Annotated in this window: 19 protein-coding genes and 1 pseudogene; 14 read left to right on the plus strand and 6 right to left on the minus strand. The window is 72.4% G+C overall.

Going from position 1 to position 22,090, the window contains the following annotated elements; translation table 11 throughout:
• Positions 1-100: 100 nt before the first annotated feature.
• The 3 genes from ACZ4QV_RS14965 to ACZ4QV_RS14975 form a co-directional block, all read right to left on the minus strand.
• Positions 101-796 (minus strand): gamma-glutamyl-gamma-aminobutyrate hydrolase family protein, encoded by a 696-nt coding sequence (locus tag ACZ4QV_RS14965; RefSeq protein ID WP_361154035.1) that lies wholly within the window; start codon positions 794-796, stop codon positions 101-103.
• Between the two features lie 49 nt (positions 797-845).
• Complete coding sequence (gene eat / locus ACZ4QV_RS14970) at positions 846-2,318, minus strand: ethanolamine permease (protein WP_467762955.1); 1,473 nt, start codon at positions 2,316-2,318, stop codon at positions 846-848.
• 113 nt (positions 2,319-2,431) lie between these two features.
• Positions 2,432-3,211: a FadR/GntR family transcriptional regulator gene (locus tag ACZ4QV_RS14975; RefSeq protein ID WP_467762956.1), complete on the minus strand. Its 780-nt coding sequence runs from the start codon at positions 3,209-3,211 to the stop codon at positions 2,432-2,434.
• A gap of 73 nt (positions 3,212-3,284) precedes the next feature.
• On the opposite strand from ACZ4QV_RS14975, the gene ACZ4QV_RS14980 reads away from it, so the two are divergent.
• From ACZ4QV_RS14980 to ACZ4QV_RS14995, 4 genes are all read left to right on the plus strand, one after another.
• On the plus strand, positions 3,285-4,652 hold the full coding sequence (locus ACZ4QV_RS14980) for a glutamine synthetase family protein (RefSeq protein WP_361617120.1): 1,368 nt from the start codon (positions 3,285-3,287) through the stop codon (positions 4,650-4,652).
• Positions 4,653-4,665: 13 nt separating this feature from the next.
• Positions 4,666-6,033, plus strand: coding sequence for an aldehyde dehydrogenase family protein (locus ACZ4QV_RS14985; RefSeq protein WP_361154027.1), 1,368 nt, complete (start codon positions 4,666-4,668; stop codon positions 6,031-6,033).
• A complete protein-coding gene (locus ACZ4QV_RS14990; protein ID WP_031011077.1) occupies positions 6,034-6,846 on the plus strand; it encodes a 3-oxoacyl-ACP reductase in 813 nt (270 codons plus the stop codon). It abuts the gene before it with no gap.
• A 129-nt stretch (positions 6,847-6,975) separates the two neighbouring features.
• The gene (locus tag ACZ4QV_RS14995; RefSeq protein WP_361587238.1) at positions 6,976-8,274 is read left to right on the plus strand and encodes an HAD family hydrolase; all 1,299 of its coding nucleotides are present in this window, start codon (positions 6,976-6,978) and stop codon (positions 8,272-8,274) included.
• Between the two features lie 46 nt (positions 8,275-8,320).
• Here the strand turns inward: ACZ4QV_RS14995 and ACZ4QV_RS15000 are convergent.
• A pseudogene (locus ACZ4QV_RS15000) lies at positions 8,321-9,208 on the minus strand (IS5 family transposase).
• Between the two features lie 206 nt (positions 9,209-9,414).
• Between ACZ4QV_RS15000 and ACZ4QV_RS15005 the strand changes: the two are divergent.
• Entirely contained in the window at positions 9,415-11,238 is a 1,824-nt protein-coding gene (locus ACZ4QV_RS15005) for an FG-GAP-like repeat-containing protein (protein ID WP_361587234.1), read from the plus strand.
• A 358-nt stretch (positions 11,239-11,596) separates the two neighbouring features.
• Here the strand turns inward: ACZ4QV_RS15005 and ACZ4QV_RS15010 are convergent, their stop codons facing one another.
• Positions 11,597-12,814, minus strand: coding sequence for an amino acid deaminase/aldolase (locus ACZ4QV_RS15010; RefSeq protein WP_361587232.1), 1,218 nt, complete (start codon positions 12,812-12,814; stop codon positions 11,597-11,599).
• Between the two features lie 226 nt (positions 12,815-13,040).
• Here ACZ4QV_RS15010 and ACZ4QV_RS15015 point away from each other — a divergent pair, with 226 nt between their 5' ends.
• The 4 genes from ACZ4QV_RS15015 (at position 13,041) to ACZ4QV_RS15030 (ending at position 17,543) form a co-directional block, all read left to right on the plus strand.
• Positions 13,041-14,354 carry a hypothetical protein gene (locus tag ACZ4QV_RS15015; RefSeq protein ID WP_361587230.1) on the plus strand — a complete coding sequence of 438 codons (1,314 nt, stop codon included), beginning with the start codon at positions 13,041-13,043 and terminating at the stop codon, positions 14,352-14,354.
• Entirely contained in the window at positions 14,351-15,514 is a 1,164-nt protein-coding gene (mycP, locus tag ACZ4QV_RS15020) for a type VII secretion-associated serine protease mycosin (RefSeq protein ID WP_361161096.1), read from the plus strand. Before ACZ4QV_RS15015 ends, mycP begins: the two co-directional genes overlap by 4 nt.
• Positions 15,515-15,958: 444 nt before the next feature.
• Complete coding sequence (locus tag ACZ4QV_RS15025; RefSeq protein WP_361587228.1) at positions 15,959-16,714, plus strand: SseB family protein; 756 nt, start codon at positions 15,959-15,961, stop codon at positions 16,712-16,714.
• A 100-nt stretch (positions 16,715-16,814) separates the two neighbouring features.
• Positions 16,815-17,543 (plus strand): MIP family channel protein, encoded by a 729-nt coding sequence (locus ACZ4QV_RS15030; protein ID WP_361161102.1) that lies wholly within the window; start codon positions 16,815-16,817, stop codon positions 17,541-17,543.
• Between the two features lie 83 nt (positions 17,544-17,626).
• On the opposite strand, the gene ACZ4QV_RS15035 is transcribed toward ACZ4QV_RS15030, so the two are convergent.
• The gene (locus ACZ4QV_RS15035) at positions 17,627-18,025 is read right to left on the minus strand and encodes a DUF1844 domain-containing protein (RefSeq protein ID WP_125057285.1); all 399 of its coding nucleotides are present in this window, start codon (positions 18,023-18,025) and stop codon (positions 17,627-17,629) included.
• Between the two features lie 418 nt (positions 18,026-18,443).
• Here ACZ4QV_RS15035 and infC point away from each other — a divergent pair, with 418 nt between their 5' ends.
• The 5 genes from infC to ACZ4QV_RS15060 all read left to right on the plus strand — a co-directional run bounded on the left by infC (position 18,444) and on the right by ACZ4QV_RS15060 (position 21,996).
• Entirely contained in the window at positions 18,444-19,058 is a 615-nt protein-coding gene (gene infC / locus ACZ4QV_RS15040; protein ID WP_125049771.1) for a translation initiation factor IF-3, read from the plus strand.
• Positions 19,059-19,182: 124 nt separating this feature from the next.
• Complete coding sequence (rpmI, locus tag ACZ4QV_RS15045; RefSeq protein ID WP_361161105.1) at positions 19,183-19,377, plus strand: 50S ribosomal protein L35; 195 nt, start codon at positions 19,183-19,185, stop codon at positions 19,375-19,377.
• Positions 19,378-19,482: 105 nt separating this feature from the next.
• Positions 19,483-19,866, plus strand: coding sequence for a 50S ribosomal protein L20 (gene rplT, locus ACZ4QV_RS15050; protein ID WP_030017690.1), 384 nt, complete (start codon positions 19,483-19,485; stop codon positions 19,864-19,866).
• Between the two features lie 100 nt (positions 19,867-19,966).
• Entirely contained in the window at positions 19,967-20,821 is an 855-nt protein-coding gene (locus ACZ4QV_RS15055) for a TrmH family RNA methyltransferase (protein ID WP_361161110.1), read from the plus strand.
• 41 nt (positions 20,822-20,862) lie between these two features.
• The gene (locus ACZ4QV_RS15060) at positions 20,863-21,996 is read left to right on the plus strand and encodes a sensor histidine kinase (RefSeq protein ID WP_361161113.1); all 1,134 of its coding nucleotides are present in this window, start codon (positions 20,863-20,865) and stop codon (positions 21,994-21,996) included.
• Positions 21,997-22,090: the final 94 nt, after the last annotated feature.

The raw sequence follows: 22,090 nt of genomic DNA on the forward strand, positions 1-22,090 counted from the left end.
TCAGCGCCGGTGCAGCGAGCGTATCCAGGCTCCGGGTGGAGATGGCATCGCCGAAACGGATGGGTTTGCCGCAGCAATTTGCAGTTCTCGGGAACGGATTTCAGGAACCGCCCGCCGCCCCCACCAGCGCGTCCATCACCCGGGTGTCGTCCCCGGCCTCGGGGTGCCACTGCACCGACAGGACGAAGTGACCGACGCCGGGCAGCTCCAGGGCCTCGACCGTGCCGTCCGCCGCGTGGGCCGACGGGAGCAGGCCGCTGCCGAGCCGGTCCACGGCCTGGTGGTGGTACGTCGGTACGGACACCGCCTCGGGCAGGATGCCGCCGAGCAGGGTGCCCGGCTCCGGCTTGACCTCGTGGCGGCCGAAGACACCGACCGGGCCCGCGTGCCCGTCGATGTGCTGGACGAGGGTGCCGCCGAGGGCGATGTTCAGCAGTTGCAGGCCCCGGCAGATGCCGAGCAGCGGCACGCGTGCCGCCAGCGCGGCGTCGATCAGCGCCAGCTCCCAGGTGTCCCGGTCACGGGCCGGCGGACCGGTGCGCGGGTCGGTGTCGGCTCCGTACCGTACGGGCTCCACGTCCGGACCGCCCGCGATCACCAGGCCGTCCAGCCGGGCGACGGCCGCGGCCGCGGTGCCCGGGTCGCCGGGCGGCAGCAGCGCGGCGAGACCGCCGCAGCGCTGCACGAGCCGGTGGTAGCCGGCCGGGAGCACGGCGGCGGGCAGGGCCCAGACGCCCCAGCGGGCGTCGTCGGCGACGTAGGTGGTGACACCGATGAGGGGCGGGTGCGTGGACACGGGACCTCCGGATGGTGCGGTTGCGGGCGCTGCTCCGGCGGGCTGCCGGTCAGTCGCGTTCCAGTTCGGCCTCGGCCGCCGCGAGCGCCGCGAACTCCTCCTCCGGAGCCGCCGCGACCAGCCGGTGCCGGGAGTAGAACGCGAAGTACGCCAGGGCGACGCCGTAGACGCCGAGGGCCATGAAGGCGGCCTGCCGGTCGACGAGGAACGTCGCCACCAGCGCGGCGCAGGCCAGGACGAAGGCGACGGACGAGGTGAGGGTGCCGCCGGGGGTGCGGTACGGGCGGGGCAACCGCGGCTCGCGGCGGCGCAGCACGATGTGCGAGAGCGACATCAGGGCGTAGGAGATGGTGGCGCCGAAGACGGCGATGTTGAGCATCCGGGCGCCGTCGCCGGTCGCGGCGGCCAGCGCGAAACCCAGCGCGCCGGGCACCAGCAGCGCCAGGTACGGGGCCTTGCGGCGGCTGGTGAGGGACAGGAAACGGGGCAGGTAGCCGGCCCGGGAGAGGGCGAAGAGCTGCCGCGACCCGGCGAAGATGAGGGAGAAGAAGGAGGCCACCAGGCCCGCCAGACCGGCGTAGTTGACGATGCGGGAGACGGTGGTGGGCTCTTCGTGCGGCTGGAGGGCCTGCACCAGCGGGTCGCCCACGGACTGGATGGCGGCGGAGCCCCGTGCGCCGGTCGCGGCGACGAAGGTGACCAGCGCGAGCAGCAGCAGGATGCCCATCGCGGCGGCCATCGCCTTCGGCAGCGTACGGGCCGGGTCCCTGGTCTCCTCGGCGGCCAGCGGCACGCCCTCGACGCCGAGGAAGAACCACATGCCGAACGGGAACGCCGCCCAGATGCCGAGGACGCCGAACGGCAGCCACGAACTCGCGCCGAACGCGCCGGAGTCGACCGGGATGTCGTCCAGCGCGCCGACGTGGAAGTCGCTGAGCGCGCCGACCGCGAAGACGACGACCGCGGCGACCGCGACGGCGGTGACGGCCAGACTGAAGCGCAGGGCCTCGCCCACGCCCCACAGGTGGATGCCGATGAAGACCACGAAGCAGGCCAGGTACACGGGCCAACTGGAGGTCAGTCCGAACAGGCCGAGGGATTCGACGTAGTCGCCGATGAAGAGGGAGATCGCGGCGGGCGCGAGCACGTACTCGATGAGGATGGCCGTGCCGGTCAGAAAGCCGCCCCAGGTGCCCAGCGCGCGCCGCGCGAAGCCGTAGCCCCCGCCCGCCGTCGGCAGGACGGAGGCCAGTTCGGCGAGCGCGAAGACCAGACAGGTGTACATCAGGCCCATCAGGACCGCGGCGATGGCCAGCCCGCCGAAGCCGCCCTGGGCCAGGCCGTTGTTCCAGCCGGAGAAGTCACCGGAGACGACGTAGGCGACGCCCAGGCCGGTGAGCAGGAGCGGGCCCGCGCTGCCGCGCCGCAGTGTGCGCTTCCGGAGGTAGGCGTCCTGGGATGCGGAGTCGCCGGCTGCGGTGGCCGCGGGCGGTGCGGTACGGGGGTCCGTGCTGTCGGCCATGAGCCGCTCCTGCCTCGCCGAGGGGTGAGTGAGGGGGAAGTACAGTAATGGTTTAGCCGCATACCTTTGTCTCGTGGTGCGGCCGAGCGCAAGCCCCCTGCGTAAAAGACTGGTTACGCCGACGGACCCGTCAAGAACCCGCGCAGCAGCGCCGCCGTGCCCGCGCAGTGTTCCCGCATCACTTCCCGCGCGCCGTCCGCGTCACCCTCCAGCACGGCTTCGACCAGCGCGGTGTGCTGCGCCTGGGAGTGCTCCAGATTGCGTACCAGCAGCGGGATGCAGTCCAGCAGCTCGTTGACGCCCGCCCGCACCGCGGCGTACTGCGCCGCCAGCGACGGCGAACCGGCCAGCTCGGCCAGTGTCAGGTGCAGCAGCGTGTCGTGCCGCCGGTAGTCCGCCAGTGGCGCGTCGTGGGTGGCGGACAGGGCCTCCCGCAGCCGCCGCGCCTGCCCGTCGTCCAGCCCGTGCGCGGCGCACAGCCCGGCGGCGCCCACCTCCAGCACCTCGCGGAACCGCAGGGTGTCCTCGACGTCCACCTTCCCGATGCGGCGCCGCAGCTCGTCCTCGCCCGCCGACTCGCCGCGCGGCCGGACGAACGTACCGCCGTAGCGGCCGCGCCGGCTCTCCACCAGCCCCTCGTCCTGGAGCACCTTGAGCACCTCGCGCAGCGTCACCCGGCTGATGTGCAGCCGCTCCGCCAACTCCCGCTCTGCGGGCAGGCGTTCGCCGCCCGGTACCAGGCCCAGCCGGACGACCTGGAGTATCTGCTCCAGCGCCTCCTCGAACCCGTTGCCCGCCCGTACCGGGCGCAGTACGGGCGCCAGCCGGTCGGCCGGGCGCCGCGCCGGACCGTCCTGCGCGGAGCCCGCCGCGCCGTTGTCCGCACCGTCCACCGGAACCCCTTCCCAACCAATGGTTCGTGGGCCTACCTTATGACCTCCGGATGCAGCGACAGGAGGCACCACCGTGGCAGACCGCACGCCCCCGCTCTCCGTCGAGGAGCTGACCAGGCTCGTCGACACCGGGGAGATCGACACTGTCGTCCTGGCCTTCACCGACATGCAGGGCAGGCTCACCGGCAAGCGGTTCGCGGCCCGTCACTTCCTCGACGAGGTGCTGGAGCACGGCACCGAGGGCTGCAACTACCTCCTCGCCGTGGACGTGGACGTCAACACCGTGCAGGGCTACGCGATGTCCTCCTGGGAGCACGGCTACGGCGACTTCGCCATGCACGGCGACGCCGCCACTCTGCGCCGCACCCCGTGGAACCCCGGCACCGCCCTGCTCACCGCCGACCTCGCCTGGCACGACGGCTCTCCGGTCGCCGCCTCCCCGCGGCAGATCCTGCGCCGCCAGCTCGACCGGCTCGCCGAGCGCGGCTGGAGCGCGTACGCGGGCACCGAGCTGGAGTTCATCGTCTTCCGCGACACCTACGAGGACGCCTGGAGCCGCGGCTACCGCGGCATGACCCCCGCCAACCAGTACAACACCGACTACTCCGTCCTGGGCACCGGCCGGGTCGAACCCCTGTTGCGCCGCATCCGCAACGAGATGGGTGCCGCCGGGATGACCGTGGAGTCCGCCAAGGGCGAGTGCAACCTCGGCCAGCACGAGATCGCCTTCCGCTACGACGAGGCGCTGACCACCTGCGACCAGCACTCCGTCTACAAGACCGGCGCCAAGGAGATCGCCGCCCAGGAGGGCATGGCGCTGACCTTCATGGCCAAGTACGACGAGCGCGAGGGCAACAGCTGCCACATCCACCTCTCGCTGCGCGACGAGGCCGGGCAGCCCGTGCTGGCCGACGACTCGGGCCCGTACGGCATGTCGACGGTCATGCGGCACTTCCTGGCCGGACAGCTCGCCGCGCTGCGCGACTTCACGCTCTTCTACGCCCCCAACATCAACTCCTACAAGCGCTTCCGGCCCGGCTCCTTCGCCCCCACCGCCGTCGCCTGGGGCCCGGACAACCGCACCTGCGCGCTGCGCGTCATCGGCCACGGCCCCGGCCACCGCCTGGAGAACCGCCTGCCCGGCGGCGACGTCAACCCGTACCTCGCGGTCGCCGCCATGGTCGCCGCGGGCCTGTACGGGATCGAGCACGAGCTGGAGCTGCCGGAGGCGTGCACCGGCAACGCCTACGCGGGCGACGCCGACCACGTGCCCACCACCCTGCGCGAGGCCGCCGCCCTGTGGGAGGCCAGCCCCATCGCCCGCGAAGCGTTCGGCGACGAGGTCGTCGAGCACTACCTCCACATGGCCCGCGTCGAACAGGACGCGTACGACGCCGCCGTCACGGACTGGGAGCGCTTCCGCTCCTTCGAGCGCATGTAAGGAAAGCTGCGACGTGTTGCAAGAGCTGCGCATCATCAACCCGGCGACCGAGGAACTGGAAGCCGTCGTCCCCGTCACCACCCCCGCCGAGGTGGACGCCGCGGTCCGGCGGGCCGCCGCGGCGCAGGAGAAGTGGGCCGCGCTGCCGCCCGGCGACCGGGCCCGCGTCCTGCGGCGGTTCGCCGGGGTCGTCGAGGAGAACAGCGAGTCACTGGCCCGGCTGGAGCTGACCGAGGCCGGTCACCCCCTGGGCAACGCCCGGTGGGAGGCGGCCAACGTCGTCGACCTGCTACACTACGCCGCCGGGGGAGTGGAGCGGCTGACCGGCAGCCAGATCCCCGTCGCCGGCGGCCTGAACATCACCGTCCAGGAGCCGCTGGGCGTCGTCGCCGTCATCGCGCCCTGGAACTTCCCGATGCCGATCGCCGCCTGGGGCACCGCCCCCGCGCTCGCGGCCGGCAACGCCGTCCTGCTCAAGCCCGCCGAGACCACCCCGCTCACCGCGCTCCGCCTCGCCGAGTACGGGCTGGCGGCGGGCCTGCCCGAGGGGCTGTTCCAGGTCCTGCCGGGCGAGGGCGCGGTCACCGGCAACGCTCTGGTCGAACACCCCGGCGTCGCCAAGGTCGTCTTCACCGGCTCCACCACCACCGGCCGGCACATCGCCGCCAAGTGCGCCGCGCGGACCAAGCGCCTCACCCTCGAACTCGGCGGCAAGAGCCCCAACATCGTCTTCGCCGACGCCGACATCGAGCGCGCCGCGTCCGCCGCCCCCGGCTCCTTCCTGGACAACACCGGCCAGGACTGCTGCGCCCGCAGCCGCATCCTGGTCCAGCGCTCGGTCCACGACCGCTTCATGGAGCTGCTGGAGCCGGCCGTGAAGGCGTTCGTCGCGGGCGACCCGGCCGACCCCGCCACGCAGATGGGCCCGCTGATCTCCGCGGCCCAGCGCGAGCGCGTACGGTCGTACGTCTCCGAGGACGCGCCCGCCGCCATCCGCGGTGAGGCGCCCAAGGGCAAGGGCTTCTGGTACCCGGCCACCGTCCTGGAGGGCCGGCCGGACGACCGTACCGCCGTCGAGGAGATCTTCGGCCCGGTCGCCGTCGTCATCCCCTTCGAGGACGAGGCCGACGCCGTACGGCTCGCCAACGCCACCGACTACGGCCTGTCCGGCTCCATCTGGACCCGCGACGTCGGCCGCGCCCTGCGGGTGTCAAGCGCGGTCGCCGCCGGGAACCTCTCCGTCAACTCGCACAGCAGCGTCCGCTACTGGACCCCCTTCGGCGGCTACAAGCAGTCCGGCCTCGGCCGGGAGCTGGGCCCCGGCGCGCTCGCCGCCTTCACCGAGACCAAGAACGTCTTCATCAGCACCGAGGAGAGCTAAGTGACCGACCAGACCGCCGCGGCCACCGAAGGCAGCGCGACCCCCGTGTGCCGTCGCCTCGTCGGCCGCACCGCCGTCATCACCGGCGCCGGCAGCGGCATCGGCCTCGCGACCGCCCGCCGCCTGGCCTCCGAGGGCGCGAACGTGGTCTGCGCCGACATCGACGAGAAGGCCGGCAAGGCCGCCGCCGAGGAGGTCGGCGGGACCTTCGTCCAGGTGGACGTGACCGACTCCGACCAGGTCGAGGCGCTGTTCAAGGCGGCGTACGACACGTACGGCTCGGTGGACGTGGCCTTCAACAACGCCGGCATCTCGCCCGCCGACGACGACTCGATCCTCACCACCGGGCTGGACGCCTGGAAGCGTGTCCAGGAGGTCAACCTCACCTCCGTCTACCTGTGCTGCAAGCACGCGCTGCCCTACATGCAGCGCCAGGGCAAGGGCTCCATCATCAACACGGCGTCCTTCGTGGCCGTCATGGGCGCCGCCACCTCGCAGATCAGCTACACCGCCTCCAAGGGCGGTGTGCTGTCGATGTCCCGCGAGCTGGGAGTGCAGTTCGCCCGCGAGGGCATCCGGGTGAACGCGCTGTGCCCGGGACCGGTGAACACGCCGCTGCTGAAGGAACTGTTCGCCAAGGACCCGGAGCGCGCCGCGCGCCGCCTGGTGCACGTCCCGGTCGGCCGGTTCGCCGAACCGGAGGAGATCGCGGCCGCGGTCGCCTTCCTGGCCAGCGACGACGCGTCCTTCGTGAACGCCGCGGAGTTCCTGGTGGACGGTGGAATCGCAGGGGCGTACGTCACACCCGTGTAGGCCGCAGCCTCCTTCGCGGATACAGTCCGAAGATCACCACCGGGACCGGCGCCCCGGCGCCCCGGTCCCGGTGTGCTTCTGCCCGCAGGAACGTCACTGCCGACATTCCGCCCCAATCACCGGAGAACCATGCGCACCAGACACGCCCTCGCCCTGGGACTCGCCGCCGCCGCGACCGTCACCACCCTCGCGGCCACCGGACCCGCGGTCGCCGCGCCCGCGCACCCCGCGAAGGCCCCGGAGCGTACGAGCTGTCCGCAGCTCTCCAAGAACATCACGTGGTACGGGAACAACCGCGCCAAGATCCAACGCATGATCGACGAGCGCGGCACCTGCTCCCACCCGAAGCCGGGCCCCGAGGGCCGCCCCGTCGCCGCCTTCGACTGGGACAACACCGTAGTCAAGAACGACATCACCGACGCCACGCTCGCCTGGTCCCTGAAGCACGACAAGATCCTGCGCCCCAAGAGCTGGCAGGCCACCAGCCCCTGGATGACCACGGCGGCCGCCCGCGCCCTGACCAAGGCGTGCGGCACCTCCGTACCCGCCGGCCGCCCGCTGCCCACCTCCAAGAACGCCGCCTGCGCCGACGAGATCATGGAGATCCGCGGCACGGCCCGCACCATGGACGGCAAGGCCGCCTTCGCGGGCGAGTGGAACCACCGCCGCACCAAGCCCGAGTACGCCTGGGTCCCGCAGCTCTTCGCCGGCCTGACCCCGGCCCAGCTCACCTCGTACACCCGGCAGGCCCGCGCCGAGAGCCTCGCCGCGCCCGTCGGCGCGAAGCAGACCGTCGGCACCCACCGGCTGGCCGGCTACGTCCGCTACTACGACCAGCAGAAGGACCTGATCCGCACCCTCAAGGCGGCGGGCTTCGAGGTCTACATCGTCTCCGCCTCCTCGGAGACCGTCGCCGAGGCGTGGTCCGGCGGCGTCGGCGTCGACCGCGCGCACACCATCGGCGTCCGCAGCCTGATGAAGAACGGCAGGTTCACCACCGGCATCCGCGGCTGCGGCGACGTCAAGGACGGCCACGGCGAGGTGCTGCCGTACATGGACGGCAAGCGCTGCCTGATCAACCAGGAGATCTTCAAGATCAAGGGCGCCGAGGCATGGCGGTTCCAGGACCCCGCGCACCGCATCGCGCTCGGCGGCGGCGACGCCAACACCGACGTCACCTTCGTCAACGACGCGACCGGCATTCACCTGGCCATCAACCGCAACCAACCGGAACTGATGTGCCGCGGCTACGACAACGCCGACGGCCGCTGGGTGGTCAACCCCATGTTCATCGAGCCGCTGCCCCGTAAGGCCGGTACGTACCCCTGCGCGACCAAGGGCTACACCAACACCGACGGCGGTCTCGGCGCGGTCCGGCGCCCCGACGGCACGGTGGTCCCCGACCAGAAGGACCGCATCCACGCCTGACCCGGCAGCCGGGGAGGGCCGCCCCGCCCAGGTTCTGTCCGGCGGATCACTGACGGAGCCATAGTCGGATCGTTGCTGCGGTGATGGTGCCGTGGAAGACGTAGGCCCGCTTGCCGTAACGGGTAGCGACCGCGCCAAAGTTCTTCATCCGGTTGACGGTCCGCTCGATCTCGTTGCGGCACCGGTAGCGGTCGCGGTCGAAGCCGACGGGCCGACCGGCGACGCAGCCTCTGCGTCGCCGGTTTGCCCGCCGGTCCTTCGGCTCCGGAATCGTGTGCCGGATGTAGCGCCTTCGCAGGTGGCGGCGGTTCCGGCGGGAGCCGTACGCCTTGTCACCGCAGACATGGTCCGGCCGGGTCCGGGGCCGGCCGCCAAGCGGCCGGGGAGCCCTGATCCGGTCCAGGGCCTCGACCATCTGCGGGGTGTCGCCCCACTGACCCGGCGTGATCAGGAGGGACATCGGGCGGCAGCCGCCTTCACCGGCGAGGTGGATCTTGCGGGTCAGGCCGCCCCGGGACCGTCCCAGTCCTTCATCGGGCCGGTGGTGCCGGGGCGTGGTCCTTTTTTCGGGGCCCGCGGCGCCGCCTTGCGGGCGCCCGCCGCGTGCTGATGAGCCCGGCAGGACGTCGAACCGACGCCGGCCGTCGACCAGGCGATCCGGCCAGCCAGGTCCGCGTCAGCATGGACCGCCTGCGGAATCCGGCTCCACGTACCGTCCGCCGACCAGCGGCGATGCCGTTCATAGACGGTTTCCCACGAGTCGTAGCGTTCCGGCAGGTCACGCCACGGGACACCAGTCCGGATCCGGAACAGGACCCCTTTGAGCACAGTGCGGTGGCCATTCCACCACCCGCCCCTGCCACCCGGCACAGGCAGATGCGGCTCCGGCAACGACCACTCGCACTTCGCTCAGATCACCCGACCCATGATCCAACCAACGAGCGACCAGTCAGAAAGTCACACGATCCGCCGGGCGGAACCCAGAGCCAGAATCCGACCCCCTGTGCGCCAGTGTCCATATCGCGCCGCTGATCTTGTTTCCAGAGCGGGCTTTTGGCCACTCCGACGTTGTACGTGAAGAGCGGGATCAGAAGCGGGATTACGGTGAACGTTCCAGCTCTTGGAGAAGGGAGCGGCATCGTGGGGGACAGCCGACTGGGGCTCGTGATGGTCCACGGGTTCATGTCCGGGCCGAAGGTGTGGGAGCCGCTGCGCGGCCTGATCGCAGCGGACCGGGGGCTCGGGTTCGTCGAGCCGCTGACCTTCGAGTACGCGACCGGGCTGCTGCCGGTCAATCCGCTGCGGGTGTTCCCGTCGATCGACACGGTCGCCGACAGCCTCAAGGAGTACCTGGTCACGGAGGCCGGCGCGTACGACCAACTGCTCCTGGTCACCCACAGCCAGGGAGGGCTGGTCGCCCAGCGGTACCTGGCCCGCATGCTCCACGACGGCAGAGGCACCGAACTCGCCCGGATCCAGCGGCTCGTCATGCTCGCCTGTCCGAGCAACGGCTCGGAACTGCTGCTCTCCCTACGACGGCGTGCGCTGGGCGGGCGCCATCCGCAGGAGAAGGATCTGCGCCCGCTGAGCGACCAGGTCAGCGCAACCCTGCGCACGGTCGTCCGGGACGTCGTGCACGCCACGGCGATCACCGACCGGACCTGCCCCATCCCGGTGTCGGTGTACGCGGGCGAGAGCGACGGCGTGGTGTCCCGCGCCTCGGCGCAGTCCGTCTTCCCGGACAGCTCCGCCCTGCCGGGCGACCACTTCAGCCTCCTCAAGGCCGACTCGCCCCAGCACCGGACGTTCACCGCTCTCCGCCGCCTCCTCCTCGCGACGCGCACCGAGCCGTACGTTCCCGGGCCCGAACCGGCGGCACCGGCCCGCATGCACACCCCGGCTGCGGAGAAGCCCTCCAGGAAACAGCGCCCGACGATCGCGATCGCCTCGGTCGCCGCCCTGGCGGTCGTCGCCTCGGTCCTGTACTTCGCTCCGATGCCGTGGGAATCGGACGCCGACTCATCCGGCCCCAACCCCAAATCACCTATCGCTGCTACCGGTTCGGGCACTCCGGGCCCGACGCAGACCGGTTCGAGCGCTCCGAGCCCGCCACGGCAGGATGTCGGCGTCAACCCGCCCGAGGATTTCCCGGCCACGAACAAGTTCTGGTTCTTCGACATCAACAAGGACCAGAAAGCCGATTACGTCACGGTCTACAAGAACCAGACATTCAAGTTCTGGTGGAACGGCGGCATCAAGGACAACCGCTTGCGCACCGGCGAGTATCACAAGAACTCCTACGTCCCCGCGCCCCGCGCGGACGGTGATGCGTTGCGCTTCGGCGACATCGACGGCGACGGCTGGCCCGACTGCATTGTGGTCGACAAGACCGGCGGGGTGGCCGTCCACACCTGGGTCGAAGGGAAACCGGCCGGCGAACGCATGTGTCAGAAGGAGTACGGCGGCGACGCCGACGTTCCCTTGCGCGATACCGCCGACATCGTGCCGGACCTCAAGGAGATCCAGTTCGCCGACGTCAACGGAGACGGGCGGGTCGACTACCTGCGGATCGAACCGAGCAGCAAGGTGACCGTCTGGTACAACCAGACGGTCAAGGGCAAGGACGGCCCGACGCGGGTGGGCTGGTCCCCTCCCGAGATGCTCAGCACGCACGTCTTCGACCGTGAGATGAGGTATGCCGACCTCGACGGCAACGGGCGTGCCGACCCGATCCTCATCACCCCCAAAGGCGGCGCACGGGCCTGGCTCACGCGCGAGCCATCGTGCAAAGCCCTCCACGACATCGGGCAGATCGTGCCGGACCCGGAAACCGCCATCCCGCCGGAGGAGATTCAGTTCGCCGACGTTGACGGAGACGGATACGCCGAATTCCTGCACGTCGGCAAAACGGGGGAGGTCCGCGTCCAGGACCCCGTCTTGCAAGACCGCTGCCCAAGTCGCTGACGAACCGCCCGGTCAGCTCCAGCTCACCCCGAAACTACCGCTCTCCTGCCCACGACCCGCCACACCCCACGCCGAGAGGCAACGAGCTGACAGTCACATGATTTGCCGGACAGAACTTAGGTCCTGTCGTCACATTCCCGTCTGCCGCGCGACTCCCCGCTACCGCTGGGGGACCCCCAGCACGCACTCTCCCACGCCTGAACGGCGTGGGGGGGACCCCCGTCGACGGTGCCCCGGCGCCTTGCGATCGGCTCGGCTTCCGAAGTACGGACGAAAGAGCCGAGACGTAGCGAAGCGGAGTGCACCAGACGCCGCGCGGCCGCTCTACGGGCGAACGACGCGCATGTGACGACAGGCCCTACAGGAAGGTGCGGCCCTCCCCGCGATACGTCGGCACCGTCGCCACCACCCGGTCCCCTTCGACCAGGTGCAGCTCGGCGAACCGCTCGCACAGCTCACCGGCCTTCGCGTGCCGGAACCACACCTTGTCGCCGAGCCGCAGCACGCCCGTGGCCGGCCCCAGCAGCGGCGTCTGCACCTCCCCGGCCTCCTCCTGCGGGTCGTAGCGCAGCCCCTCGGGCAGATACGGCACCGGCGACCGGTCCCGCCCCGCGACTCCGGACGCCGGATAGCCGCCGCCCAGCACGGTCACGACACCGTCCCCCGGCCGCCGCACCACCGGCTGCGCGAACAGCGCCGCCGGACGGCCCGAGAACGACCGGTAGTTGTCGAACAGCCGCGGCACGTACAGCCCCGACCCCGCCGCGACCTCGGTCACCGCCGCCTCCGCCGCCGTGTGCTGCACGCTGCCCGTACCGCCGCCGTTGACGAACTCCAGGTCCGGCGCCTCGGCCCGCACCGCGCGCACCACCTCCCAGCGCCGCCGCGCGAGGTCCCGGCGCGCCGCCGTCTGCATCGCCCGCACGGCCTGTGAGCGCAGCGGATGTCCGGGCACCGCGTCACCCACACCCGCCACATGCCCCTCGTACGCCATCAGGCCCACCACCCGGAACCCCGGGCGGCGCGTCACCGCACGGGCCAGCGCGGCCACCTGCTCGGGGCGGCTCAACGGTGAACGCCGGGCGCCCACCCGCACCCGGCCGCCCAGCGGCCGGTAGGCGGTGTCCCACTCCAGGCACACCCGCACCTCCTCGCCGCCCCCCGCGGGCCGGGCCGCGTCGATCAGCTCCAGTTGCGCCACGTCGTCGACCAGTACGGTCACCGCGCCGGCCAACTTCGGACCGGCGGTGAGTTCCCCGAACCCCGCCCGGTCCGCCGACGGATACGCCAGCAGGACGTCCTCGAATCCCGACCGGGCCAGCCACAGCGACTCGGCCAGTGTGAAACTCATGATCCCCGCGAAGCCGTCCCGCGCCAGTGCCCGCTCCAGCAGGGTCCGGCAGCGCACCGACTTGCTCGCCACCCGCACCGGCTTGCCCTGGGCACGCCGCACCAGATCGTCGGCATTGGCGTCGAACGCCCCCAGATCGACGACGGCCAGCGGCGCGTCGAGACCGGCGGTGGCCCGGTCGAGGCGGGCCCTGTCACCAACTGCGTCGCACGAGTACCGGGACATGGCCCGCAGCCTGCCAGAACAGGCTACGGGTGGGTAGGGGGAGGGAACACGACAGACCGGGCGCCGGACGTCCGGCCACGGCGGACGAGTTGGAGCACCGGCGGCGCCAGCCCGTAGAGTGGCGGACGCCGCAACCAGCAGGTCAGCGGTGTGATGTCCGGATACGAACCACCCTGCCCCGATTGCCGGTCGGGCCGGTGGAACACAGGCGCGAGGGGGAGCGCGGGTGAGCACCGAAGCCGACTTCGCCGACGCGTCTCGCCTTCCCCGCACCCCGCCCCGGGTACCGGCACCGCCCACCGAGGACCCGCAGACCGCCGTCCTGCGCCCGGTCCCGCCGGAACGGCCCGCCGAGCCCGGCCCCGGCCCCATGCCGCCCGCCGCGCCCGCCACGGCCCCGCCCCGCCCCGCGGCCCCGGCGGCGCCCCTCGCATCCGCGGACCCCCCGCCCCCCGTCGGCATCCCACCGCTGCCCACCCACGCCCCGGCTCCGGCCCGTACGGACGCCGCGCCCACGCCTGCCCCCGCCCCGCCCCGTACGGACCCGGCGCCCACGCCCCCTCCCGTCCCCGCCCAGGCCCCGGCGGACCGTTCCGCCACACCCCGCGACACCGCCGCCTTCCACCTCGCCAACAGCGAAGCGTTCTGGAACGGCCCCGGCGCCGCCGAAGCGCACCCGAACACTCCGCCACGCCCCACCCAGCCTCCGGCCGGGGCCGCACCGCCCCCCACCGGAACCCCGCTCTCCGGCCCGCCCCTGCCACCGGCCCCGGCCTGCCGCGCCAGGCTCTCCCGGCGCACCGCGCTCGCCGCAGCCGGACTCGTACTGGGCCTCGGCCTCGTGGCGGGAGCCACCGCCGGCACCTGGCTCGCCGACGACACGGGCGGCAGCCCCGCCGCCGAAGCGGTCTTCGCCCAGGGCCGCGAGGTCTGGCACAGCGCCCCCGTCGACACACTCTTCCCCCGCACCCTGAACGGCGTGGGCACCGGCCCCGGCGGCGCCGACCGCACCTGGATCCGGGCCGCCGTCGCCCCCGACAGCGGCTGCGCGGGCGCCTTCGACCCACTGCTGGCCAAGGCACTCGCCCCGGTGGGCTGCCACCGCCTGGTACGCGCCACCTACGTCGACGTCACCCGCACCAACCTCGTCACCGTCGGCGCCGTCGCCACCAAGGCCGACCGCACCGCCATGCAGGACCTGCGCCGCCGCTTCGCCAAGGAGCACCTCGACACCCGTACGGACCTGATGCCCGGCCCGTACGCCGCCAAGGGCACCCCCGCCGCCGACTTCGGGCCCGCCCAGCGCGCAAGCTGGAGCATCCGCGTCCTCGACGATCTGCCCGTCGTCGTCTACGCCGTCTCCGGCTTCGCCGACGGCCGTACCGTCGACGACCCGCAGCCCGCCGCCGAAGCCACCCGCGCCGGTGCCACCACGGCCCCCGCCGAAGCCGGACTGGGCCACGACGCCAAGGCCGTCAGCGAACGGATCGAGCAGACCTTCCGCAAGCAGGCCGCCAAGGGAACCACGGAGCCGCAATGACCAGGAGGCCCCTGCTGCGCGCCGTCGGCGTCACCCTGTCCGCCGCCGCGCTGACCGTGCTGCCCACCCTGCCCGCCCACGCCGACGGCATACGCGCCCAGGAATGGGCGCTGAACGCCCTGCACGCCGAGAAGGCCTGGGAGACCACCAAGGGCGACGGCATCACCGTCGCCGTTCTGGACACGGGTGTCGACGCCGACCACCCCGACCTTCAGGGCCAGGTCCTGCCCGCCAACGACCTGGTCGGCTTCGGAGCGAGCCCCGGCGACAGTTCCTGGGCCGAGCACGGCACCGCCATGTCCGGCATCATCGCGGGCCACGGCCACGGCGCCGACCGGGCCGACGGCGTCGTCGGCGTCGCCCCCGAGGCGAAAATCCTCCCCGTCCGCGTGATCCTCGAAGACAGCGACCCGCAACGCCGGCGCGCCCGCACCGAACGCGCCGGCGCCCTCGCCGACGGCATCCGCTGGGCCACCGACCACGGCGCCGACGTCATCAACCTCTCCCTCGGCGACGACAGCCGCTCCGCGCACCCCGAACCCCGCGAGGACGCCGCCATCCAGTACGCCCTGGGCAAGGGCGTCCCGGTCATCGCCTCGGCCGGCAACGGCGGCAAGGACGGGGACCACGTCTCCTACCCCGCCGCCTACCCCGGCGTGATCGCGGTGACCGCCGTCGACCAGTGGGGCTCCCGCGCCGACTTCTCCACCCGCCGCTGGTACGCCACCGTCTGCGCGCCCGGCGTCGGCGTCGTCATCGCCAACCCGGACCGCAAGTACTACGAGGGCTGGGGCACCAGCGCCGCGTCCGCCTTCGTCTCCGGCGCGGTGGCACTCGTCCGCGCCGCCCACCCGGACCTCAGCCCCGCCCAGATCAAGAAACTCCTCACCGACACCGCCCAGGACGCCCCTGAGGGCGGCCGCAACGACGAACTGGGCGCCGGCCTGGTCGACCCGGCAGCCGCCATAGAGGAAGCCGCCACCCTCAAGCCCACACCCCAGAAGCCCGAACCGGCCACCCACCCCGAGCAGTACTTCGGCACCGGCCCCACCGCCGCCCCGGGGACCGACGACGCCGGGTGGCTCCCGTGGACAGCGACGATCACCGGCACAGCCTTGATCACCGCCTCCGCCATCTTCTTCTGGCGCAAGCGCACCTGACCGGGGCCTCAGCCACGGACACCGCTGCACCCGGCAACCCACCGAACCGGTCCCAGCCGAAACGGCGCCGCACCCAGCCACTCACCTCACCTCCCCACGACCTTCCTCCCCACCCTTCCCACGGAAGGGGGCGGGCCGGAGCGGCCTGCCGCGCAGACCCGCCCCCGAACTTTGACAGCCCCGCGCAGCGGCCCCCGCCCGCCGCAGGCACAACGGACCCGCACCCGGCAGCGAACCGGCACCGGTGCCCCGGAAACCCGCGTCCCAAGGAGCGCCCCGCAAGCGCAACGGACCCGCATTCGAAAGCAATCCGGCACCGGCGTCCCGGAAACCCGCGCCCCGAGGGGCGCCCCGCAGGGCGCGAACGGACCCGCACCCGGAAGCGGACCGGGACCACCCGGCCCGAACCCCGGGCCCAAAGGGCCCCCCGCTACGCTCAAGAGCGTGCTCAAGAACATCCCCACCTCGGACTTCTCCGACGACGACGGCACCGCCGACCCGGAACTCGCGGCCGCCCTGGCGGCCCACGCGGCCGCGGTCGCGGCCCATGCCCCGGACCGGGCCGCCGCCACTGAGGCTCGGCTCCTGCCCCTGCTGAGCCGGGCCCGGCTCCTCGTCCCGGTCGTCGCCGTCCTCGGCGAGGTGGAGACCGGCCCGGACGGTCTGAAGCGGGAGAAGACCAGCGACATGGCCGTGCCGACGCTGCAGGCCCCCGGCGGCCGCCGCGCGCTGCCCGCCTTCACGTCCATGGAGACGCTGCACCGCTGGCGCCCGGACGCCCGCCCGGTGGCCGTGCCGATGCGGCAGGCCCTGCTGGCCGCCGCCCACGAGAAGGCGGACACGATCGTCGTCGACCTGGCGGGTCCGGCGACGTACCAGCTCACCGGCGCCGCGCTGCGCGCCCTCGCGGAGGGCCGGGAGAGCAGCGACCCGCGCGAGGACCCGGCCGTCACGGACGCGCTCCGCGCCCTGCTGGCCGCCGAGCCGGACGTCCTGGCCGCCCGCCTGGACCCGTCGGCGGAGGCCGACGCCACCCTGGCCCTCGGGCTCGCCCCGCAGGCCGCGCCCGCCGCCGTCGCGCAGCGGCTGGCCGAGGCGCTGGCCGCCGACGAGACGCTGCGCTCCCGGCTCGTACGCGGCCTCGACCTGGCCCTGCTGCCGCCCGGAGCCGACACCGCCGGAGCCTTCTTCACCCGCTGACGACCTGGACCGCGGGCCTCCGGCCTCCCGCCAACAGGCGGAACCCCGTGACCGGCCGCACAATGCGAAGGAGAGAGCAAGATCCGCGCGAGGAGGCCCCATGGAGACGACAACGGAGACCCGCACGGTCGTATCCGAGTTCCTCGGGACGTTGCTCCTGGTGTTCTTCGCCGTCGGCTCCGCGGTGCTGGCCGGCGAGTACATCGGAACCTTCGGCATCGCCCTGGCATTCGGCTTCACCCTGTTGGCCCTGGCGTACGCGCTCGGCCCGATCTCCGGCAGCCACGTCAACCCGGCGGTGACGCTCGGCATGCTGCTGGCGCGCCGCATCACCCCCCGTACGGCGGTCGAGTACTGGATCGCCCAGTTGCTGGGCGGCATCGTCGGTGCCGCGCTGCTGTTCCTGGTCGCCAAGCAGGTGCCGGGCCTGAAGACCAGCGAGGCGTTCGGGTCCAACGGGTGGGGTGACCGCTCGGCCGTGCACATCAATCTCGGCGGCGCCTTCGTGGCCGAGATCGTGCTGACGTTCCTGCTGGTGTTCGTGGTGCTCGCGGTGACGCACCGGGTGGCGGTGGTCGGCTTCGACGGCCTGCCGATCGGCCTGGCGCTGGCAGTCGTGCACCTGGTCGGCATCCCGCTCACGGGGACGTCGGTGAACCCGGCCCGCAGCATCGGCCCGGCCCTGTTCGCGGGCGGCGGCGCGCTGTCGCAACTGTGGCTGTTCATCGTGGCGCCCATGATCGGCGGCGCGCTGGCCGCGGTGGTGCACCAGATCACCCACCCGCCGAACGAACCGAAGCTGGTCGCGGACGAACGGTCCGCGGTCTGAACGATCGGCCCACCGTCCCGACGCACATGAAGGGCCGCCCCCGGCACCGAAGCCGGGAGCGGCCCTTCCGTCCGCCCTGCGGGCTACCCGTACACCGGCCCCGTGAACTTCTCCCCGGGCCCCTGCCCCGGCTCGTCCGGCACCAGCGACGCCTCGCGGAAGGCGAGCTGCAGCGACTTCAGCCCGTCCCGCAGCGGAGCGGCATGGTACGAGCCGATCTCGGTCGCGCTGGCCGTGACCAGCCCGGCCAGCGCCTGGATGAGCTTGCGGGCCTCGTCCAGGTCCTTGTGCTCGCTGCCCTCCTCGGCGAGCCCGAGGTTGACCGCCGCCGAGGACATCAGGTGCACGGCCACCGTGGTGATCACCTCGACGGCCGGTACGTCCGCGATGTCGCGGGTCATGGCGTCGAAGTCCGGGTTCGCGGGGGCGGCGGGGCCGCCCGGCTCCGCCGGTCCGGGCTGCTGCGGGGTCTGGTCACTCATGGCTCGCGCTTCACTTCCTGCTCAGGGGTCTGCCCAACCTTAGGCCCCGCCCGCGCGCGGCCCCGGCCCGCCCCGTACAAGAGGGCGGCTCATCCCGCACACGAGGGAGGCCCGCCCCGCACACGAGTGGGGTCCGCTCCGCGGCTCGTGTATTCTGGGAATCCGACCGGTCGAGCACTGATGTGCCCGACCCACAAGTGGAGGCTCCGATCTCCCACCCGAACCGACCTCACGGTCGGCGGGTCAACGGTCCGGCTGCGCCCCGCGATGACATCGCGGCGGTGCTCCTGATCCATTGAGGAGCCCCGCCTGTGTCCCGTCCGGGGCGTTTTTCGTTCTCCGGCGCGGTTGGTCACATCGAAACAGACGTTACGCGGCAGTCCGCCAGGCCGTCGCGTGGTGCTACCGAGGAGGATCCATCAGCGCCGAGCCCCGCATCAACGACCGGATTCGCGTCCCTGAGGTGCGACTCGTCGGTCCCAGTGGCGAGCAGGTCGGCATCGTGCCGCTTGCCAAGGCCCTGGAGCTTGCGCAGGAGTACGACCTCGACCTGGTCGAGGTGGCGGCGAACGCCCGTCCGCCGGTCTGCAAGCTCATGGACTACGGGAAGTTCAAGTACGAGTCGGCCATGAAGGCCCGTGAGGCGCGCAAGAACCAGGCGCACACGGTCATCAAGGAGATGAAGCTCCGGCCGAAGATCGACCCGCACGACTACGACACCAAGAAGGGTCACGTCGTCCGGTTCCTCAAGCAGGGTGACAAGGTCAAGATCACGATCATGTTCCGTGGTCGCGAGCAGTCCCGTCCCGAGCTGGGCTTCCGGCTGCTGCAGCGCCTCGCGGAGGACGTCCAGGACCTGGGGTTCATCGAGTCGAACCCCAAGCAGGACGGCCGCAACATGATCATGGTCCTCGGTCCGCACAAGAAGAAGACCGAGGCGATGGCCGAGGCCCGCGAGGCGCAGGCCGCCCGCAAGGCGGAGCGCCAGGGTCCTGCCCCGGAGCAGGACGTCGAGGAGCCCGCCGAGGCGTGATCCAGGGCGCGAGCCCCGGGCCGCGCCGGGGTCGCCCCGGACGGACAGCAACCGATACATCTGACGCCCCCGGGCGCCGGTCCCCGGACCGGTGGGGGCGCCATCCAAGAGGAGAGAACGGCGCATGCCGAAGAACAAGACGCACAGCGGTGCCAGCAAGCGCTTCAAGATCACCGGCTCCGGCAAGGTGATGCGGGAGCGCGCCGGCAAGCGCCACCTGCTCGAGCACAAGTCGTCCCGCGTGACGCGTCGCCTCACCGGCAACGCCGAGATGGCCCCGGGCGACGCCGCGAAGATCAAGAAGCTTCTCGGCAAGTAAGTCCTGTCCGCCCCGCCCCCAGGGCGTGGCACAGGACCCGGACCGGGACCCATTCGATTCGGGCCGTGTGACGACCACCACGGCCCCGCTACAAGGAGTTAACAAGTGGCACGCGTCAAGCGGGCAGTCAACGCCCACAAGAAGCGCCGGGCGATCCTCGAGCAGGCCAGCGGCTACCGCGGCCAGCGTTCCCGCCTCTACCGCAAGGCGAAGGAGCAGGTCACCCACTCCCTCGTCTACAACTACAACGACCGCAAGAAGCGCAAGGGCGACTTCCGTCAGCTGTGGATCCAGCGCATCAACGCCGCTGCCCGCGCCAACGGCATGACCTACAACCGCTTCGTGCAGGGTCTGAAGGCCGCCAACATCGAGGTGGACCGCAAGATCCTGGCCGAGCTCGCGGTCAACGACTCCAACGCGTTCGCCGCGCTGGTCGAGGTGGCCCAGAAGGCGCTGCCGAGCGACGTCAACGCCCCGAAGGCCGCCTGAACCGGCCTGAGGCACGTTTGTCACGGACCCGCAGGCCCCGGCCTGCGGGTCCGCCGCTTTCTGCACGCCCCCACCCACCCCAAGAAGTGAGCCGCCGCCCATGGGCACCCCCGAGTTGATCTCCCCGCGTTCCGCACGCGTCGCCGCCGCCCGGCGGCTGGCCCGCCGCAACTTCCGCGGCAAGGAGCGCCGGTTCATCGCCGAGGGCCCGCAGGCCGTACGGGAAGCCGTCGAGCACCGCTCCGGCGGCGAGCGCACGCTCGTCGAGCTGTTCGCCACCCCGGAGGCCGCCGAGCGGCACGCGGAGATCGTCGACGCGGTGCGGGCGGCCGGTGTACCGGTCCGCTTCGCCGACGACGCGACGATCGCGGAGCTGTCCCAGACCGTCACCCCGCAGGGCCTGCTCGGCGTCTGCCGGTTCCTGGACTCGCCCTTCGAGGAGATCCTGGCCGCCCGGCCGAAGCTGGTCGCGGTGCTCGCCAACGTACGCGACCCCGGCAACGCCGGTACGGTGCTGCGCTGCGCGGACGCCGCGGGCGCCGACGCGGTCGTCCTGACCGACGCCTCCGTGGACCTCTACAACCCGAAGTCCGTACGTGCCTCGGTCGGCTCGCTCTTCCACCTCCCGGTCGCCGTGGGCGTACCGGTCGAACGGGTGGTCGGTGGGCTGCGGGACGCCGGCGTACGCATCGTGGCGGCCGACGGCGCGGGCGCCGACGACCTGGACGCCGAGCTGGACGCGGGCACCATGAGCGGCCCCACCGCCTGGGTGTTCGGCAACGAGGCGTGGGGACTGCCGGCGGAGACCCGCGCACTGGCGGACGCCGTGGTGCGCGTCCCCATCCACGGCAAGGCCGAGAGCCTCAACCTGGCCACGGCCGCCGCCGTCTGCCTGTACGCCTCGGCCCGCGCCCAGCGCACCACCGGAGGGTGCCGCTCCGCCTCGCGCGGCTAGTAGGGTTGCGTGCCCGGGGGGACCGGAAGGGGGTAGCGGGGATGGGTACGAGGGCATCCGGTACGACGGTCGCCGCCGAACCCTGTCCGGACGGCGGCACCGTACCCCTGGGGACTGATCCTTCCGGTGCCGGGCTCCACCCGGACGACCTGCCCGACGGCCTGGTCGTCGCCGACGAGCGCGGCCGCGTCGTCTGCTTCAACGCCGCCGCGGCCCGGATCACCGCCATCGACCCGCACGACGCGCTGGGCCGGCCGCTGGAGAAGGCCCTGCCGCTCCAGGACATCGAGGGCCGCCGCTGGTGGCAGCTGACCGACCCGTACGGGGGACTGGCGATCCGCAGCGGCCAGCCGGAGCGCAACCTGCTGCTCGGCGGCCGTGAGGTGCTGGTCTCCGCGCGGTACGTCCGCAGCCACCCCACCGGCCCCGTCCGGCGGCTGGTCGTCGCACTGCGCGGCACCGAGGCGCGGCGCCGCACCGAACTGAGCCACGCCGAGCTGATCGCCACCGTCGCCCACGAGCTGCGCTCGCCGCTGACCTCGGTGAAGGGCTTCACCGCCACTCTGCTCCAGAAGTGGGAGCGCTTCACCGACGACCAGAAGCGCCTGATGCTGGAGACCGTGGACGCGGACGCCAACCGCGTCACCCGGCTCATCGCCGAGCTGCTGGACATCTCCCGCATCGACTCGGGCCGGCTGGAGGTGCGCCGCCAGCGGGTGGACATGGCCGCCGCCGTGCGCCGGCACGTCGAGGCACAGGCGACGGCGGGGCACCTGCCCGACCGTTTCCTGATCCGGACGACCGGGCCGCTGCCCGATCTGTGGGCGGACCCGGACAAGGTCGACCAGGTGCTGGGCAACCTGCTGGAAAACGCGGTGCGCCACGGTGAGGGAACCGTCACCATCGAGGTGGGGCCGGCACCGAGCGGCTCCGGAGCGGAAGGGACGAGCGTCACCGTGAGCGACGAGGGCCCCGGCATCCCCGAGGAGTCGATGAGCCGCGTCTTCACCCGCTTCTGGCGGGGCAGCAAACGCGGCGGCACCGGCCTGGGCCTCTACATCGTCAAGGGCATCGTCGAGGCCCACGGCGGCACCGTCACGGTCGGCCGCGCGCCCGCCGGCGGCGCCCTGTTCCGATTTATCCTGCCCGTCGGGACCCCGGCCTTCATGGCCTGAGCGGCGCCCGGCGGGCCCACCCCCGTCGGGGCTCGGATGAGGCGCGGCCGCCCTGCCCCGTAGACTGCACCTTTGGCACCTTTGGCACTGCACA

It is taken from the genome of Streptomyces sp. NPDC026394 (assembly GCF_055567735.1).